At 64.8% G+C, this 17189-nt stretch carries 17 protein-coding genes; 3 read left to right on the top strand and 14 right to left on the bottom strand.

Annotated elements, in window-relative coordinates:
• Positions 1-172: 172 nt before the first annotated feature.
• Together F8O09_RS06580 and F8O09_RS06585 are read left to right on the top strand one after the other, a co-directional pair.
• Positions 173-1636 carry an APC family permease gene (locus tag F8O09_RS06580; protein WP_158054351.1) on the top strand — a complete coding sequence of 488 codons (1464 nt, stop codon included), beginning with the start codon at positions 173-175 and terminating at the stop codon, positions 1634-1636.
• Positions 1637-1741: 105 nt separating this feature from the next.
• Positions 1742-3181 (top strand): aminobutyraldehyde dehydrogenase, encoded by a 1440-nt coding sequence (locus F8O09_RS06585; protein WP_158054352.1) that lies wholly within the window; start codon positions 1742-1744, stop codon positions 3179-3181.
• Positions 3182-3207: 26 nt separating this feature from the next.
• Here F8O09_RS06585 and F8O09_RS06590 read toward each other — a convergent pair whose 3' ends face one another.
• The 14 genes from F8O09_RS06590 to F8O09_RS06655 all read right to left on the bottom strand — a co-directional run bounded on the left by F8O09_RS06590 (position 3208) and on the right by F8O09_RS06655 (position 15715).
• Positions 3208-3708, bottom strand: coding sequence for a hypothetical protein (locus F8O09_RS06590; RefSeq protein WP_158054353.1), 501 nt, complete (start codon positions 3706-3708; stop codon positions 3208-3210).
• Positions 3709-3926: 218 nt separating this feature from the next.
• Positions 3927-4379 (bottom strand): 50S ribosomal protein L9, encoded by a 453-nt coding sequence (gene rplI, locus F8O09_RS06595; RefSeq protein ID WP_158030522.1) that lies wholly within the window; start codon positions 4377-4379, stop codon positions 3927-3929.
• A gap of 30 nt (positions 4380-4409) precedes the next feature.
• Positions 4410-4673: a 30S ribosomal protein S18 gene (rpsR, locus tag F8O09_RS06600; protein WP_158030521.1), complete on the bottom strand. Its 264-nt coding sequence runs from the start codon at positions 4671-4673 to the stop codon at positions 4410-4412.
• 80 nt (positions 4674-4753) lie between these two features.
• Positions 4754-5383: a single-stranded DNA-binding protein gene (locus F8O09_RS06605; RefSeq protein WP_158054354.1), complete on the bottom strand. Its 630-nt coding sequence runs from the start codon at positions 5381-5383 to the stop codon at positions 4754-4756.
• 2 nt (positions 5384-5385) lie between these two features.
• Positions 5386-5721, bottom strand: a complete 336-nt coding sequence (gene rpsF, locus F8O09_RS06610) for a 30S ribosomal protein S6 (protein ID WP_225732897.1) — start codon at positions 5719-5721, stop codon at positions 5386-5388.
• Between the two features lie 143 nt (positions 5722-5864).
• Entirely contained in the window at positions 5865-6662 is a 798-nt protein-coding gene (locus F8O09_RS06615) for a serine hydrolase (protein ID WP_158054355.1), read from the bottom strand.
• Positions 6662-7753, bottom strand: a complete 1092-nt coding sequence (locus F8O09_RS06620; protein WP_158054356.1) for a C45 family autoproteolytic acyltransferase/hydolase — start codon at positions 7751-7753, stop codon at positions 6662-6664. Before F8O09_RS06620 ends, F8O09_RS06615 begins: the two co-directional genes overlap by 1 nt.
• On the bottom strand, positions 7750-8571 hold the full coding sequence (locus tag F8O09_RS06625; RefSeq protein WP_225732898.1) for a serine hydrolase: 822 nt from the start codon (positions 8569-8571) through the stop codon (positions 7750-7752). The genes F8O09_RS06620 and F8O09_RS06625 overlap by 4 nt, the downstream gene beginning before the upstream one ends.
• A complete protein-coding gene (locus F8O09_RS06630; RefSeq protein ID WP_158054357.1) occupies positions 8568-9098 on the bottom strand; it encodes an Lrp/AsnC family transcriptional regulator in 531 nt (176 codons plus the stop codon). Before F8O09_RS06630 ends, F8O09_RS06625 begins: the two co-directional genes overlap by 4 nt.
• Positions 9099-9119: 21 nt before the next feature.
• Positions 9120-10130, bottom strand: coding sequence for a S66 peptidase family protein (locus F8O09_RS06635; protein WP_158054358.1), 1011 nt, complete (start codon positions 10128-10130; stop codon positions 9120-9122).
• A complete protein-coding gene (locus F8O09_RS06640; protein WP_158054359.1) occupies positions 10127-11779 on the bottom strand; it encodes an ATP-binding cassette domain-containing protein in 1653 nt (550 codons plus the stop codon). The genes F8O09_RS06635 and F8O09_RS06640 overlap by 4 nt, the downstream gene beginning before the upstream one ends.
• A gap of 2 nt (positions 11780-11781) precedes the next feature.
• On the bottom strand, positions 11782-12708 hold the full coding sequence (locus tag F8O09_RS06645) for an ABC transporter permease (protein WP_225732899.1): 927 nt from the start codon (positions 12706-12708) through the stop codon (positions 11782-11784).
• Positions 12705-13748, bottom strand: coding sequence for an ABC transporter permease (locus F8O09_RS06650; RefSeq protein ID WP_158030514.1), 1044 nt, complete (start codon positions 13746-13748; stop codon positions 12705-12707). The genes F8O09_RS06645 and F8O09_RS06650 overlap by 4 nt, the downstream gene beginning before the upstream one ends.
• A gap of 119 nt (positions 13749-13867) precedes the next feature.
• Positions 13868-15715: an ABC transporter substrate-binding protein gene (locus F8O09_RS06655; RefSeq protein WP_158038660.1), complete on the bottom strand. Its 1848-nt coding sequence runs from the start codon at positions 15713-15715 to the stop codon at positions 13868-13870.
• Between the two features lie 326 nt (positions 15716-16041).
• Here F8O09_RS06655 and F8O09_RS06660 point away from each other — a divergent pair, with 326 nt between their 5' ends.
• Positions 16042-17184, top strand: coding sequence for a C39 family peptidase (locus F8O09_RS06660; RefSeq protein WP_192497593.1), 1143 nt, complete (start codon positions 16042-16044; stop codon positions 17182-17184).
• Positions 17185-17189: the final 5 nt, after the last annotated feature.

Raw genomic sequence — 17189 nt, forward strand, 5'->3', positions numbered from 1 at the left:
TTGTCGTTCACCACCTTAGACCGAATCGATCTTGTCGAAAAAGCAAATATCATTCTTGTTACTTGCGAGAAACACGTAATAGTTAGCTTTAAGTCGTTGTCGAGTTGGAACCACCCCCTCAACCTTCATTTCACGCCAATTGGGCACTCGCCCCCATCCTGAAGGAGACTCAATGTCCACGGAACAATTCGCAGCTGTGGCCGAGGCCGAACAGCTGCCGAAGCGCATGCGCTGGTTCGACGGGTTCGCTCTGGCGATGACCATGCCCGCCGCGCTGATCGCCACACTGGGAGCCTCGATCGCAGGCCTCGGCGGCTGGGGAGCAGCGGTGCTCTGGGCCATCTCGATGGTCATCTCTTTGGGAGTCAACTGGCTCTACACGGAGCTGGCTACGATGTTTCCGAACTCATCCGGTGGCATCGCGCACTACGCAGCCGAAGCTTGGAAGAGTCGTGCTCCATGGGTGGCACCGCTCGCCGGCGTCGGCTACTGGCTTCCTTGGGGAACGAACCTCGCCACCTATGGCGCCGTCACTGGAGCTCTTGTCCAGGCACAGTGGTTTCCCGAACAGACTTGGGAGCTCGCGTTCGGCCCGATCACCCTGAGCCTGCCGATCGTGATCGGCCTCGGCGTCATCGTCTTCATGTACCTGATCAATCTGGTCGGTGTGCGCATGACGATGTCATTCGTCTACGTCACCGCTGCCATCCTGATGATCCCTCTGTTCGTGTTCATCGTCTTCCCTCTCTTCCGTGCAGATTGGGCCCCGCTCGATCTGACATGGAACCTGCACGGCCTCGAAGGTCTGCACACAGCGGTCGTCTGGCTCTACATCATGGCGTGGACCACCTTCGGCATCGAGGTTTGCGCCACCTTCGCTCCGGAATACCGTGACTCAGTGAAAGACACGTCGAAAGCCATCAAGGCCTCGGTGCTGTTCTGCCTCGGCGTGTTCTTCGTCGTGCCGCTCACTCTTGGCGGATACGCGGGGGAAGCCGCCATCGCTGAGGACCCTGCCACCTTCTTCGTCGCAAGCTTTGCCTCGCTCGTCGGTGGCGCCTCAGACGTCATGGTGCTCTGTCTGATCGCCTCGCTGCTGCTCATCATGACCACCTCGGTGGCCGACGCGTCCCGCGTGCTGTTCAATATGGGCAAGGAGCGTGTGACGGTTCCGGCTCTGGGCGTACTGAATCGACGCGGCGTGCCGGTTCGAGCGCTCACCGTGATGCTCGTGCTGAACATCGTCATTCTCGTCGTGCTGCAGAACCCGTTGGCGATCATCGTGACTGGCAACCTCGGGTACATCCTGACTCATCTTCTGGCCGTGTCTGGTTTCTTCCTTCTGCGCCGTGACCGTCCTGATGCGGTACGCCCCGTACGGCTGCCGAACTTCTTCGTTCCGCTGTCGATCATGCTGAGTGTGGTGCTGGTGATCATTCTGGTCGTCGGGGCAACCGGATTCTCCGTCACCGGATACGGCGGCTTTCTCGAACTCGGCATCGCGCTCGGGCTGCTCCTGCTCGGTATCGTGATCTGGTGGTTGGTGCAGTCTTCAGCGCGTGCACACGCAGCAGCGCCGCCACCTGCATCAGAAGACCCTTCCAGCACATCGACGTCTGAGGGCGAACGACCATGACAGACTGAGGCGTGAGGCGTGAGGCGGCGCGAGCTGCTTCACGCCTCACGCCCACCTCGATGCGCAGCCCGAAACCCATGACCGACGCCTCAGAAAGAGCAGACCATGACCGCAAACCGCCTCCAGAATTTCATTCACGGCGCATTCGTGAACAGCGACGGCGAACGGACGCTGCCGATCGTGGACCCCGCCTCTGAAGAGACCATCGCCACGATGCCGGTGTCGACGGCCGGCGACGTCGACCGCGCGTTTCAGAGCGCCGCAGTGGCCCAACGCACTTGGGGCACGACCACTCCCGCGCAGCGACAGGAGGCCCTGCTGGCGATCGCTGACGAGCTCTATGCGCATCGTGACGAGTTTGCCGACCTCGAAAGCGCCAACACCGGCAAGGTCCGAGCCTCACTGGTAGAAGACGAAGTGCTGCCGACGGTCGACCACCTGCGCTATTTCGCCGGTGCCGCACGGCATCTCGAGGGCGCGGCCACCGCCGAGTACTCCGACAGAGACCACACGTCGTCGATTCGGCGTGAGCCACTGGGCGTTGTCGGGCAGATCACGCCATGGAACTACCCGCTCAACATGCTGGGGTGGAAGATCGGTCCGGCGCTTGCCGCAGGAGACGCGACCGTGGTCAAGCCTTCAGACACCACGCCGTTGACCACTCTGCGGTTGGCCGAACTGGCTTCTGCCCATCTGCCTGCGGGCACATTCAATGTCGTACTGGGCGACGCGAGCACTGGGAATGCCCTGGTCGGTCATCCAGTGCCCCGACTCGTCTCGATCACCGGCTCGGTGCGGGCCGGGCGCGAGGTCGCGCAGACGGCCAGCGAGGATCTCAAACGACTGCATCTCGAGCTGGGCGGCAAGGCACCGGTCATCGTCTTCGCCGATGCCGATCTCGACCGTGCAGTCGAGACGCTGGCCACCGCGGCATTCTTCAACGCCGGACAAGACTGCACGGCCGGAACTCGACTGCTCGTCGAGGCACCGGTGCATGACGCATTCGTGCAGCGCCTGGTCGAGCACATCGAACGACATGTGCGCACAGGCGATCCCCGATCAGCCGACACGTTCTATGGGCCTGTGAACAACGTCAACCAGTTCGAACGACTGCTTGGCATCTTCGACCGCGTGCCCAGTCATGCGACAGTGCGCACGGGAGGGCATCGGGTAGGCGAGCTGGGCTTCTTCATAGCACCGACGGTCATCACCGGAGTGCGCCAACAGGACGAACTCGTGCAAGAGGAGATCTTCGGCCCCGTCATCACTGTGCAGTCTTTTCGCGATGAGCCCGAGGCACTCGAGCTCGCCAACGGAGTTGACTATGCTCTGGCGGCTTCTGTCTGGACGCAGCAGCATGGGCGAGCCGTTCGATTTCAGCGAGACCTCGACTTCGGCTGTGTCTGGGTGAACACCCACCTGCCGTTCGTCTCAGAGATGCCTCACGGCGGGTTCAAACATTCTGGCTATGGCAAAGACCTCTCACACTACGCCTTTGACGAGTACACACGAGTCAAACACGTCATGAGCTACACCGGGCCGTGAACGCGCGACGACGCGCACTCTGTCTGTCAGCGGCCCACCGCAGAGATTCGCCCGGCGCTCGCCAGTCCGAGAACGCCCGACACGATCAGGGCGGCGCCGACCGCCCACAGCACCCATACAGCGTCTCGCAGGGCGACCAAGCTGCCTCCCCAGCGACCGCCGACGAAGACCGGAGCATCCCATCCACCGTTAATGAGCACGAGCAGCGGCCCACCAGCGACAATCACACCGGCCGTCAGCATGGCTGTCCAAATCATTCGCCCAGGCGCTCTTCTGCGCACGACCGCGACCATCAGCACCAAGCAGGGCAGGGTGAGGCCGAAAAGCAGTGATCCCGCCACAACTGGGGCACCCCCTGCTGAGCCGAGTGACAGGCCGAGAGCCAGCGTCGCAAGGCCGGCGCAGGCCGTGAGACCGAACAGCGACGTGACGAAGATCACCGAACTGCGACGCTCGGCAGGCACACCGAGCACTGCGCGGTCGATGCGCTCGGTGACGGTCGGTCTGCGAAGGGGTCTGGCGTACATCAGGTGCCTTTCCGATACGACGATTCGCCTAGCGTAGCCGAGCGGAGCAGCTTCGAGAGGCTCCGTGCGGCCCGAGCCGGAACTCGGGGCCGGCGGATGCGCTGCTGACGCCAGCATGGAAACGGCAAGAGGCCCCGACATCCGTGATGGATGTCGGGGCCTCTCCGCATCAGCCGACTGAGCGGGCTGACAGCCCGTGCCGTTCGGCTCTGCCTGAACTACTTCTTGGCGATGACCTGCAGCGTGATGTCTGCGACGACGTCGGGGTGCAGTTTGAGCTGCGCCTTGTGGTCACCGGTCGCCTTGATCGGATCGGCGATGACGATGCGCTTGCGGTCGACCTTGCCGATGCCTGCGGCTTCAATCGCCTCGGCGATGTCGGCGGGCTTCACCGCACCGAAGAGACGGCCTTCGCGGCCGGCCTTCGTCTCGAGGCGCACGCGCACGTTCTCGATGCGCAGCTTGAGGTCTTTGGCCTCTTCGATGGTCGCGAGCTCGCGAGCGGCACGAGCCGCGCGAATCTGCTCGACCTGCTTGGCGCCGCCGGCGCTCCAAGCGACGGCGTAGCCGTGCGGCAGCAGGTAGTTGCGCGCGTAGCCAGCCTTGACGTCGACGATGTCACCGGCAGTGCCGAGTCCGTCGACTTCCTGAGTCAGAATGAGTTTCGACATTGTGTTTCAGTCCCTTTCGCTTCTCGCGCCTCAGTGGCGGCCCGCGCCGGAGTACGGCAGCAGAGCGAGTTCACGGGCGTTCTTGACAGCGCGTGCGATCAGGCGCTGCTCCTGCACGCTCACACCGGTGATGCGACGTGAGCGAATCTTGCCACGCTCCGACACGAACTTGCGCAGGGTGTTGACATCTTTGTAGTCGACGACGTCGACGCGAATCACCTTGGAGGGCACAACCTTCTGGTTGAGCTTGGCGTTGCGCGCGGCCTTGGCGCGCGCTGCTCCCTTACCAGCCATTTTCTACTTCTTTCTGAGTTCTTGAAACTGTGTGTTGCGGATGCCGGGTCGCCCCTGCCTCCGCGGTGTCTGAGACCGGCTTAGAACGGAGTGTCGTCGAGGTTGACGCCCGGCTGATTCCAGCCGTCGCCGCTCGAGACGGGCTCGCCCCATGCGTCGCCGCCGGGCTGACCGCCGCGGTTCTGACCACCCGGGTTCTGACCGCCTTGACCGCCGGCAGGCTGTGCCTGCTGACCGCCGAAGCCGCCCTGACCGCCCTGCTGGCCGTAACCACCCTGGCCGCCGCCGACTTGGCCGCCGCCCTGGTTGCTCTGGCCGCCGCCGAAGCCGCCCTGGCCACCACCACGAGCGACGCGCTCGACCTGAGCCGTCGCATAGCGCAGCGACGGACCGACCTCATCGATGTCGAGCTCGTAGCTGGTGCGGTTGTTGCCTTCACGATCCTGGTATGACCGCTGGCGCAGCCGACCCTGGGCGATGACGCGCATGCCCTTGGTCAGGCTCTTCGCGACGTGCTCTGCGAAGTCACGCCAAACGCTCGCACGAAGGAACAGCGCGTCGCCGTCCTTCCACTCACCCGAGGCGCGGTCGAAGCTGCGCGGGGTCGAGGCGATCGTGAATGACGCCACTGCGACACCGTTCTGGGTGTAGCGCAGCTCAGGGTCGCCGGTCAGGTTGCCGACGACCGTGATGACGGTCTCGCCAGCCATGGTCAGCTGGCCTTCCGGGGCTGACGCAGCACGACACGCGCGTCTTCGGCGCGCAGCACCTTGGTGCGCAGCACGGAATCTGACAGACGCAGCAGACGGTCGACCTCGTTGATGGTGTCAGGGGTCGAGCTGATCTGCACGAAGGCGTAGCTGCCCTCGGTCTTCTTCTGAATGGGGTATGCGAACTGACGACGGCCCCAGATGTCGACGTTGTCGACGGTGCCGCCCTCTTTCGGGACGACAGCCAGGAACTTCTCGATGGTCGTGGCAACCTTTCGGTCATCCACCGACGGATCGAGAATCACGGCCAGCTCATACTTGTTGATGTTCTGAGACATGAATCACCCACCTCCTTCGGACTCGAACGGCCGCAGAGCTCTTCTGCAGCAGGAGGGTAATCTCACTGCCCGGTCGTCGACACATGGGGTGCGACGGCACAGACTGGCCAATCATATCAGCAGCAGGAGCCGTTCTGCCAGAGTCACTCGAGCAGATGCCGCCGAACGCCCTCGCCGACCGCGCGCATCTGCGCCAGCGCCTCGTCGCGCCGGTCATCGCCGCGACGCCAGTTCGCGAGCACCGCGTAGGCGACTCGACGTGTCTGCGACATCGCGACGCCGATGTCTGCACGGGCGCAGCCGATCGTGCCCGTCTTGTTCCAGAGCCACACCTCAGGGTCGTAGTAGTAATGCGAGAGCGGATCGACGTTGAATGCACTGGCGACCATCGAGCAGTCCATGCCGGCACCCAGCCACCGGGTGAAGACGTCGATGCTCGACGACGTGAGCGTCTCGCCGCGGGCGATGCGCGCCACGAAGTCCGCGAGCTCTCGCGCACTGCCATGCGAAAGCGTCGGCGACTGCCCTGGCTGCATGGGCCAGCGCACGATGTCGTCGAGACCAGAGTCTCGATAGCCAAGTCGCTCGGTATGCTGCTGCACGGCGTCCAGCCCCACCACTCGACACAGAGTGTTCGTGGCGGCGTTGTCGCTCACCGCGCCGATCAGCGTGCAGATGTCGTAGACGCTGAGCGTGTCAGCCTGCAGCAGATACCAGAGCCCGGAGTTGTCGATGATCTCCGACGGGCGACGGGTGATCTGCTCCTCAAGCACCCGCTCTCCGCGATCGACCTGATCGAGCACAGTGTGCAGCAGAAAGATCTTGCCGACGCTCGCGGTGTTGAGCACTCGATCGACGGAGTGCTCCAGCAGCACTTCTCCGGTGTCGATGTCGAACACCTTGGCCGACCACTGCATGGTCTCATCGTCGTGCACCTGCATCAGATCTCCTCCTGCTCTCCGCGGACGAAGGCGCTCAGACGCCCTGTCCACGCCTTCGTCGACGCCTGCACCGTGATGCGATCGCCGGTGAGGTCGGCCACCGCGGTCGCCAGCGTATACAGGTCGTCACGCCGGTTCAGCACGCCGGGCGCGCGCAGTGCCGCCAGCACACCGGCGGCATCCACCGTGCCCGACGACGTCTCAGCACTCTCGACCGCCGACGACAGGGCACGACGCCGAGCGCGGCTCTCGGCGAGCCACTCGTCGTCATCGGCGACGCTCAGCCCGGCCTGCGCGCCGTCGACGAGACGCAGATGGTTGGTGTGGCAGACCGCGGCGGAGGCTGCGGAGACCTCGCTCACCCGCCCGGCCGCGTTCTCGATCACGTCGGCTCGACCGGCGAGGGCATCTGCGATGTCGAACGAGAAGCCTCCGGCGCACGGAGTCTCGCGCACCACACGGCGCGCCGCCTCCCCGTCAGACTGGCGTTGGGCGTGACGCGCGACGAAGTGTCGCCCACACCCGGTCACGGCAGGGGTCGTCACGGGAACGTGGTCGAGGCCGAAGACCAGGCCCGCCGAGGTCGCGACGAACGAATTCGCGGGCAGCATTCCCGGGTACCAGATCACGGTGCAGCTGGGGTCGCCATCGATGTCGAGTGTGATGAGACGCACATCGTCGCGGAGATGGGCGTCTCCGTCTTCGTTGTGGCCCAGCACGACGTGGCCGTCGTTGGCGGTGCAGACGTCTGAGCACCCAGTGCCGTCGCGACCGAGATCACCGCGCAGGTTGTACACCCAGAGATCGAGTTCGTGCTGACCGGCCCCTGCAGCGATCCAGGCGAGCTCCTGGGCCTCAACGGGCAGCTGTCGTGTGGTGCTGTCGATGATGCGGCTCAGTCGTTCGGCCCATTGCGGGTCGTCGATTCGGCTCATCAGCGACTGCCACTGCTGATCGACGCGGCTGCGCACCGAGGCGATCAGCTCGGCGTGCTCGCGGCCGAGGGCGAGAAAGACCGACTCGCGGTCACCGCGAAAGACCGTCCACGGCAGACCCGCGACAGTCGGCAGCGACTCGACCTGGGCGGTCATGCAGGCAGCCCGGTGACATGCTCGCGAATCTGCTCGCCGATGGCATGCATCGCCCGCAGCACAGGAGCACGCAGATCGTCGGGCTCACCCTTCCAGTTGGCGGCCACCGCATAGGCGACGCCTGACTGCGGCCCGCTGACGACGCCCACATCGATGCGGGCGAAGTCGGTGCTGCCGGTCTTATGACGCAGCACCATCTGCTGGTACTCGGGTTCGACGTGTGCGAGAGGATCAAGCAGGAACGCATCGGCGACCATCGAGGTGTCGACGTCTGCGGCAAGCCAGTCGAGCACCTGCTCGCTGACGGCAGCCGAAATGATCTCGCGACGCCCGAGCCGCCCGATCACGTCGCTGAGCTCGGCGGCGGTGCCGTACGACGGCGTCCAGGGCAGATCGGGGGTGCGCTCGTTGCGAATGTAGTCATGCAGTGACGTGCGCGCATACCCCAGCGCCGGTGCGACCGCGCGCACTGAGTCGAGGCCGCACAGATGGATGAGCGCGTTGGTCGCCAGATTGTCGCTGACCGCACCGACCAAAAGAGCGGCGTCATGCACGGTGATGCGCTGATCGTGCATGCGATACAGCAGACCTGAATCGGCGACACGCAGCTCGTCGGGAATCTCGATACGCTGCTCCGCGACCAGGCTGCCTTCGTCGAGTCGCCGCGCAGTCTCGATCAGCAGAAAGATCTTGCCGATGCTTGCGGTCTCACACTGCGTATCGGGCTGGTGCGAGGCGAGCACCTCGCCGGTCTGCGCATCGGCAGCCTGGATCGACCAGGTCACACGTGGATGCAGCTCGGGAATCTCGATGGTCACTGCGGCTCCTTGTCGGTCATTGCGGTGTCGGTCGTTGCGGTGTCGGTCATGGTCTGCGCTCCCGTCGGCGTGCAGGCCAGCTGTTCATGGCGATGTTCGAAGGGCGTACTCAGAATAATCGTGGTTCGAGTTGTGACCCGTGCATGAAGACGAATGCTGCCGATCAGCTGTTCCAGCGCGTCGGGCCCTGCCACGCGCACGAACAGCACGTAGCTGGCCGCGCCTGCCACCGAGTAGCACGAGACGATACCCTCGACGTGATGCAGCCGCTCGGGGGCGTCGTCCGGCTGCCCGGGATCGACCGGGGTGATCTCGATGAGGGCGGTCAGCGAGCGCCCGAGCCGGTCGTAGTCGACTCGTGCCTGATAACCCGTGATGAGGCCCGTGCTCTCGAGCCGGCGCAGGCGCAGCTGCACTGCCGACGTCGACAGCCCGGTCGCCTCGGCCAGTGCGGCGAGACGCGCCCGACCATCGCGCATCAGCAGATCGATGATGATGCGGTCGATCTCGTCGACTCTTTCAGTCATCAGCCACCACCTCTCTGCGTCTCAGATCGACTCGACGACCAGACGGGGATGCTCCGTCGCGAGAGCGCACAGCCGGGCAGTCGCGCCCATGGGGACGCTCGGCGCTTCGGGGTCATGCCCGATGCCCAGCTCCCAGGCCACTGGAACGCCCAGATCGCCCACGTAGTGCATCATGAGCGCACGAACGTCGTCGGACGGAGCGCAGTCGTGCCATGAGCCGAACACGATGCCGGCGGCCGCACGCAGCCAGCCGCAGCGCTGCAGCTGGATCATGAGGTTGTCGAGTCGATAGAGGTCTTCTTCGATGTCTTCGAGAATCGCGATGCCCCCCGTGGGCAGCGTGAACTCGGGGGCGCCGATCGACGCCGCGATCAGACTCAGATTGCCTCCGAAGGTACGCCCTCGCACCTCGCCGGCGACGAGCGTCTCAGCCTGGGGCCCGGTGATCACCCGACCGCCCCACGGCTCCATCATCCAACGATGCACATCGGCTCGAATGAACGACGAATCGTGAAACACCGCGTTGGCCGGCATCGGGCTGAACAGCGTGGGAACGCCGACGTTCGCACCCCAGGCCTGATGCAGGGCGGTGACGTCTGATGACCCGGTGAGCAGCTTGACTCGCCCGGACGCGCTGATGCGTGCGTCACGCATCGCCGACCAGTCGATCTCGTCGAGCAGCCGCATCGCGCCATACCCGCCGCGCAGACAGACCACCGCCTGCGCCTCCGGGTCGAGCCATGCCTCGACGAGGTCGGCCCGGCGATCGTCGTCGGTGCCCGCAAGGTAGGGCAGCTGCCCGTCGGTGTCGTGGGCGTGGCGACCGACGACAGGACGCAGCCCCCATATGCTCAGCTGCTCGACGGCATACGCGATGCTGGCCGCGCTGCTCGGGCCGGAGGGCGCCACCAAGCGCACGCGATCGCCCGGGCGCAGCGGCGCCTCGCTGAGAAAGGCGTCGTCGAGAAAGCCCGCATCCGTGCTGGCATGGCCGTGGTCGGCAACGCCGACGGTCTGGGGCGCCGCGCTCACGCCGTCACCCGCTCGATCTGCGGAGCCGCTTGCAGCAGCTTCTTGGTGTAGTCGTCCTGAGGGTCGAGCAGCACCTGTTCGGTCGTGCCGTGTTCGACGATGCGCCCCTGATGCATCACAGCGACGGTGTCGGCGATGTTCCAGGCCAGACCGAGGTCGTGCGTGATCACCAGTGCAGAGAGCCCCAGGCGACGACGCAGCCCCAGCAGCAGGGCGAGGATCTCGCCGCGAACCGACGCGTCAAGCGAGGCGACCGGCTCGTCTGCGATGAGCATCGACGGATGCAGTGCGAGCGCGCCTGCGATCACGACCCGCTGGCGCTGCCCGCCCGAGAGCTCCTGTGGAATCGCTCCCAGATAGCGCGATGCGGGGCGCAGCTCGGCGTTCTCGATGCTCTCGACCACGCGTGCGTGCTCGTCACCGCCGTAGCCCTGGATGCGCAGCCCCTCGGCCACTGACTCGTAGACGCTGAGCTTGGGGTTCAGCGCCGCCGATGGATCCTGCAGCACCAGCTGCACCTGCTGACGAAAGCGCCTCAGCTCTTTCGACCGCGTCGGAATGGGGCTGCCCGAGTAGAGCACCTCGCCGCCGGGATCGACGGGCTGCAGACCGAGCAGTGCACGGGCGAGACTCGTCTTGCCCGACCCCGACTGGCCCACCAGTGCGAGAATCTCGCCGCGATGGCAGGCGAGGTTGACATCGTGCACAGCCGTGTGCGGGCGTTTGCCGGTGCGGTAGGTGATCGACACGTTGCGCGCTTCGAGCAGCACCTCATCGGTCATCTCGTGGTTCAGCCCGTCATCGGGTTTGTCTTGATGCTGGCGCGTCACCGGATGCATGCGAGATGCGGGGTCGCCGATCGTCGGGAAGGCGTGTGCGAGCTGCTGCGTGTACGGCTCGCTGGGCTCCGTGCAGATGCGGTGCGACTCGCCCACCTCGACCAGTTCGCCGCCGCGCATCACGGCGATGCGCTCACATGCGGTGGCGAGCACAGAGAGGTCGTGGCTGATCATCAGCAGTGAGATGCCACGCTCGGTGACGAGGTGGGCGATCATGTCGAGAATCTGCTTCTGAACGATCACGTCGAGCGCGGTCGTCGGTTCGTCGGCGATGATGATCTGCGGTTCGCAGGCCAGTGCCATGGCGATCATCACGCGCTGCTTCTGCCCACCCGAGAGTTCGTGCGGGTAGCTGGCGGCCTTGGCCTTGGCCAGGTCGACCGATTCCAGCAGCTCGTGCAGACGGGCGCGCCGTGCCTCTGCGGTCTTCCATTTGCCCTTGGTGTGCAGTTCGAGAGCCTCGAGAATCTGCTGCCCCACCGTGCGCACGGGGTTGAGCGAGTGCATGGCCCCCTGGAAGACGATCGAGGCCTCGGCCCAGCGCACGGCTCGCAGCTCGCCGAAGCTCAGCTCGTCGACTCGCTTGTCGCCGAGCAGCACTTCGCCATCGATGCGTGCGTTCTTGGGCAGCAGCCTGAGCGCGCTCATGGCGAGCGTCGACTTGCCCGAGCCCGATTCGCCGGCGAGACCGAGGGTGCCGCCTTCCGGAAGAGCGAGCGAGACCCCCTTCACCGCGGCGACGGTGCCTCGGTCGTTGCGACCCGAGGTGCGATAGGTGATAGAGACGTTGTCGAAGACGAGATCCGGCATGGTCAGCGGCTCCTCAGTGTGGGGTTGACGATCGACTCGACGGCGCGGCCGACCAAGGTGAAGGCGAGCACGACCAGAAGAATCGCGATGCCGGGAACGAGCACGTACCACCAGTACCCGCTCGTCGCAGCCGAGACGTCCATGGAGTTCTTCAGGATGGTGCCCCAAGACTGCTGGTTCGGGTCGCCGAGGCCCAAGAACGCCAGCGTCGATTCAGAGATCACAGCAGACCCGACGGTCAGCGTCGTATTGGCCATCACCAGCGGCATGACTGCGGGCAGCACGTGCTTGAAGATGACGTGCCAGTGCCCGGCGCCGAGCACGCGCGAGCGCTCGATGTAGGCGCGCGACTCGACCGACAGCGTCTGCGCCCGCACCACTCGGGCGGTCGAGGCCCATGAGGTGATGCCGATGGCGATCACGATCGTCAGCACGCCGCGCGACAGCACGGTCGAGAGCACGATCGCAAGAATGAGCGACGGCAGAACCAAGAAGAAGTCGACGATGCGCATCAGCAGCCCGCCGGTGAACCCGGTGAAGTGGCCGGCCGCCATACCGATCACGGTGCCGATGATCATCGACATCGCCGTGGCGGCGAACGCGACGATCAACGAGACTCGGGCGCCCCACAGCATCCGCACCCAGATCTCACGGCCCTGATGGTCGGTGCCGAGAGGATGCGCCAGTGACGGCGGTGCGAAGCGCGGCTGATCCATGAGCTGCGTGACGTCGAGCATGCGCGCGGGAGCGATCACGGGAGCGAGAATGGCCAGCAGCACGATGACGACCAGGAAGATCAGACCGACCATGCCTGAACGGCTGTGGCTGAACAGTCGGAACGAGTCGCCGATGGCCTGAGTGCGACGACGCCAGGCCAGCCGTCTGGGTGATGTGGTGGATGTCATGGTGGTTTCGGTCGTGGTGGTCATGCCCGCCTCACTCTCGGGTCGAGCTGCCGGTAGATGAGGTCGGCGATCAGGTTCATCAGGATGATGATCGCGGAGAAGACGACGAAGGTGCCCTGCAGCAGCGGCAGGTCAGGACCGCTGATCGCCTCATAGGTGAGTTTGCCGAGACCTGGCCATGAGAACACCGTCTCGACGGTGACGGCGCCGGCGATCAGACCGCCGAGATGCATGAAGACCAGAGTCACCGTCGGCAGCAGCGCGTTCGGCACTGCGTGACGGCGACGAACGAGATCTTCGCGCAGGCCTTTGGCCCGTGCGGTCGTGAGGTAGTCGGCCGACATCTCTTCGAGCAGCGATGCGCGCATCACCATGACGTACTGGGCGTAGATGACCGCGACCATGGTGATCACGGGAAGAATCATGTGGCTGATCACGTCGAGCACCAGCCCGAAGCCGCTCGAGGGTGCGTTGGGCGAGACCATGCCGCCGGTCGGGAACCAGTGCAGCGTGCCCCCGAAGACCATCAGCAGAATCAGACCGAGCCAGAAGGTCGGCACCGACCAGAACACCAGCGACGTGCCGGTCGTGATCTTGTCGAACAGACCGCCGGCCTGCCAGGCCGCCTTCTGCCCGAGCCAAAGGCCGAGTGCGATCGCGATGACCGCAGAGGTCGCCGTGAGCAGCAGCGTCGGGCCGAGGTACTGCACGATCAGCGATGACACCGACTGGTGGTACACATAGCTCTCGCCGAAGTTGCCCGAGAACACGTTGACGAGATAGTCCCAGAACTGTGCGAGCAGCGGCTTGTCCAGGCCGTACTCCTGCCGCAGCTGGGCGATCTGCTCGGCGCTCATCTGCTTCTCACGCGCCATGGCACGCACCGGGTCGCCGGGCAGGATCTTGAACGCGAAGAATCCGAGCACGATGACCATGGCGAGGCTGATGAGCGCCCCGCCGACCTTGTTCAGCAGATACCGCAGACCTGAGCCGCCGCCAGCGACGCTCTCTTCGTCTGCCTCGTTCTGCAGCACCGCCCCGACGGGCGCCACGACATCAGGCATGTCGACTCCTTGAAATCTCGACTGTTGCAGTTGTGTCTGCCGACCGTCGCGAGACGGCCGGCAGACGAAGCGGGGTGCGCCCGACCTCTGCGAGCGCACCCCTATGAAGCATTCTCGACCTATTCGACGTCGTCAGCGCGCTTCTTGCGACGAGCGAAGAAGATGACGCCGCCGATGATCACCACGACGAGCACTCCTGCGCCCACCCACAGACCGACTGCGGTGCCTGACCCGCTGCCAGCCTCTGACGCCGGCTCGACGTTGATGTAGCTCCAGTAGCCTGCCTGACCGGCGATCATGCCGTTCGAGGCGGGCTGCGTGCCGAATCCGGTGAACCGATCCGAACGGTAGGCCTCAAGCGCCTTGCCGTACCACAGCGCGACCTGAGCGGTGTCGTCGTAGTTCAGACGCAGCATGTCGCGAACGATCTCGGTGCGCTTGTCATGATCCTGCTCTGAGCGCTGCTGTGCGTACAGCTTGTCGAACTCAGGGTTGCAGTAGCCGTCCTGCGTGGTGCCGTTGTTTCCTTCGGCGTCGGGCAGGTTCTCACACGTGTTGATGCCGAGCTGGTAGTCGGGGTCGGGGTTCACGCTCCAGCCGCTGAAGTACATGTCGTAGTCGCCCTTGGCTGCGCGATCGCTGATCGTGTCGGAGTCAGACGACTGCACGTCGACGGCGATGCCGATCGACTGCATCCACGGCTTGAAGTACTCGGCGATCGACTGCTCGGTCGGTTCGTCGGCGTCGACGAGCAGTCGCAGCGACAGCTTCTGCCCGTTCTTCTCGCGGATGCCGTCGGCGCCGGCCTTCCAGCCGTCGTTTTCGAGCAGCTGCTTGGCGGCGTCCGGATCGAAGCTCTTGATCACTGAGTCGTCATCCGGCAGGTGCCACTGGTCGAAGGCCGAGGGGATGAAGCTGGTCGCCACAGTGCCCTGACCGTCGAGCACCTGCTTGAGCAGCGCCTCGGAGTCGGTGCCCTGTCGAATGGCCTGTCGCACGGCCTTGTCCTGCAGTGCCGGCGATCCGGTGCCGTAGGCCTCGCCCTCGGGCGTCTTGAGCCCGGAGTTGATGCTGATCGAGGTGTACCTGCGGCCCTCGCCCGAATGGGTGGTGACGCCGTCGGCGCCGTTGAGCGCGTTGAACTGCGTCGGGCTCAGCCCGGTCACGAAGTCGATATCACCTGAGCGCAGCGCTTGCACCTGTGCGTCTGAGTTCGTGTAGTAGACGTACTGGATGCCGTCGATCTTGGGACGACCCTGCCAGAAGTTGTCATTGGCCTTGAGCGTGATCGACTGGTTGGCCGAATAGCTCGAGAGCAGGAACGGCCCTGACCCCACGACATCGGTGTCGTTGGCGTAGTCGCCCTTGTCGGCGATGCCCTCCCAGACGTGCTTCGGCACCACCGGAATCTCGAGGCCGGGGTTCGGCGCCTGGGGGGTCTTGAGGTTGATGACCAGAGTCTGGTCGTCGGGGGCCTCGACGCTCTCGAAATTCGAGACCAGGTTGCCGTTGGCCGTGCCGAGCTTTGAGTCGTTCATCATCTGCTCGTAGGTGAACTTCGGGTCTGCCGAGGTGATCGGCTGGCCGTCAGACCATTTCAGGTCGGACTGCATCTTGTAGACCCAGCGCTTGCCGTCCTCTTCGACCGTCCATGAGTCGGCCAGGCCCTTGGTCGGAGATCCGTCCTGCTGATCGTTCTGCACGAGGTTCTCATAGACGTTGCGCAGAATCTGCGTCGGCGTGAGATAGATCGAGGTGAACGGGTTGAAGCTGTCGACGTGGCCCGACGTGGCGATGCGCAGCACCTGTTCGCTGCCCTCGCCCTCTGCCTGCGTCGTCACAGACGACTGCGCCGGCTCGGCGAATGCAGCAGCGCCGATGCCGAAGGCAGAGCCCATCACCAATGCCGCGGTCGTGAACGTGGCGGCCAGCGGTCGCACCCGCCGAGAGATTTTTCCAGATCGCATAGTAGCTGTTCCTTTGTTCAGAGATCGATGATCATGACGGGATCATCAGCTCGCTAACATGATGCAAGCCGATGGCCCGACACACGTCAAACCGAAACAGGGCTTTCGTTGATCTTTTTACGTATCGGAAACAATGTTGTGACTTAGCAGAATCGCTCGTTGAATTCATGCGCCCTTGCATGAATCATGGATCTTTTCCAGCGCCATCGCTTCCCACTGCATCAGTTTAGTCGGGTGACCGGGCATATGCCGAACGATGACGCAACGTATATATGATGCGTATCATGCCAGAACTCCCTCACGCCCCTCATAGTCTTCTGCGCCGGATGACCGGCCCTCTCGCCATCGAGGGCCAGTGGATCTCTCCGTGGGCGGCATTCGACTTCGGAGCCACCGAGATCGTGCCGTCGTGGAATCTCTCGGCCCCGCCCGAGGCGACGGTCGTCGTCTCGCTGGAGGCTCGTCTCGACGACGGCACCACCACCGGCTGGCTGCCGACAGCCCGCTGGAACGACCTGCCTGCCGACATCACCACGCCGTCGGCGACGACGCGTTCCAGCGAATCCTCCGTCGCCTCCGCGCCGACGACTTCGCAGGGCGCGTCTCTGCAGGTCGACACGCTGACGGCCGTCGCCCCCAGACGACTGACCGCCGCACGACTCAAGATAGAGATCGATGCGCCGCCAGCCGGAGAGACGCCCGCCCAAGTGGTGTTGCATCTTGCCACACTCTCCGGCTTCGCTCCCGGCAAGTGCCAGCATCGCGAAGAGATCCAGAATCACGAGCAGGGCCAGAATCACGCACAGGCCCAGAATCACGGGCAGAGCGCGAACGAGCAGGGTGCGGACGCCTCTCGGAAGCCCCCGACAGCACCGCTCGCCGTGCCGGTGCGATCACAGATGCTGCACGCCGACACCCACCGAGCGGTCGGCGGCGGCGGCGAATCGTGGTGCTCGCCGACCTCGATGGTGATGCTGCAGGAGTTCTGGCGCGGTCGTCCCCTCGACGCCGAGACGGAAGAGCACCCGGTGCCGTGGACGGCGCTGCGCACCTACGATGCCGCATACTCACGCGCCGGAAACTGGTCGTTCAACGTCGCCCATGTCGGCCGCCGCGAAGCCGACGGTCAGGGCCTCGAGGCTCTCGTGACTCGGCTGCACAGTCTGGCCGAGGCGCAGACGCTGACCGACGGCGGCATTCCGCTGGCGGCCTCAGTGTCGTTCACCAGCGACGAGCTGCCAGAGGCCGGCTACGAGACCGACGGGCACCTGCTCGTCATCGCGGGTTTCACAGCGAGCGGCGACGTGGTCGTGAACGACCCGGCCGCACCGGACGACTCCGGCGTGAGACGCACATACCCTCGCGGAGTCTTCGACCTGGCATGGCGGCGCAGCAACCGAACCGTCTATCTCGTGCACCCGACGGACGTGCCGCTTCCGCCTTCGCCCGCCCACGAGCCGGCCTGGTAACAGGG

The sequence above is a fragment of the Pseudoclavibacter sp. CFCC 11306 genome, assembly GCF_008831235.1.
Taxonomy (GTDB): Bacteria; Actinomycetota; Actinomycetes; order Actinomycetales; family Microbacteriaceae; genus Pseudoclavibacter_A.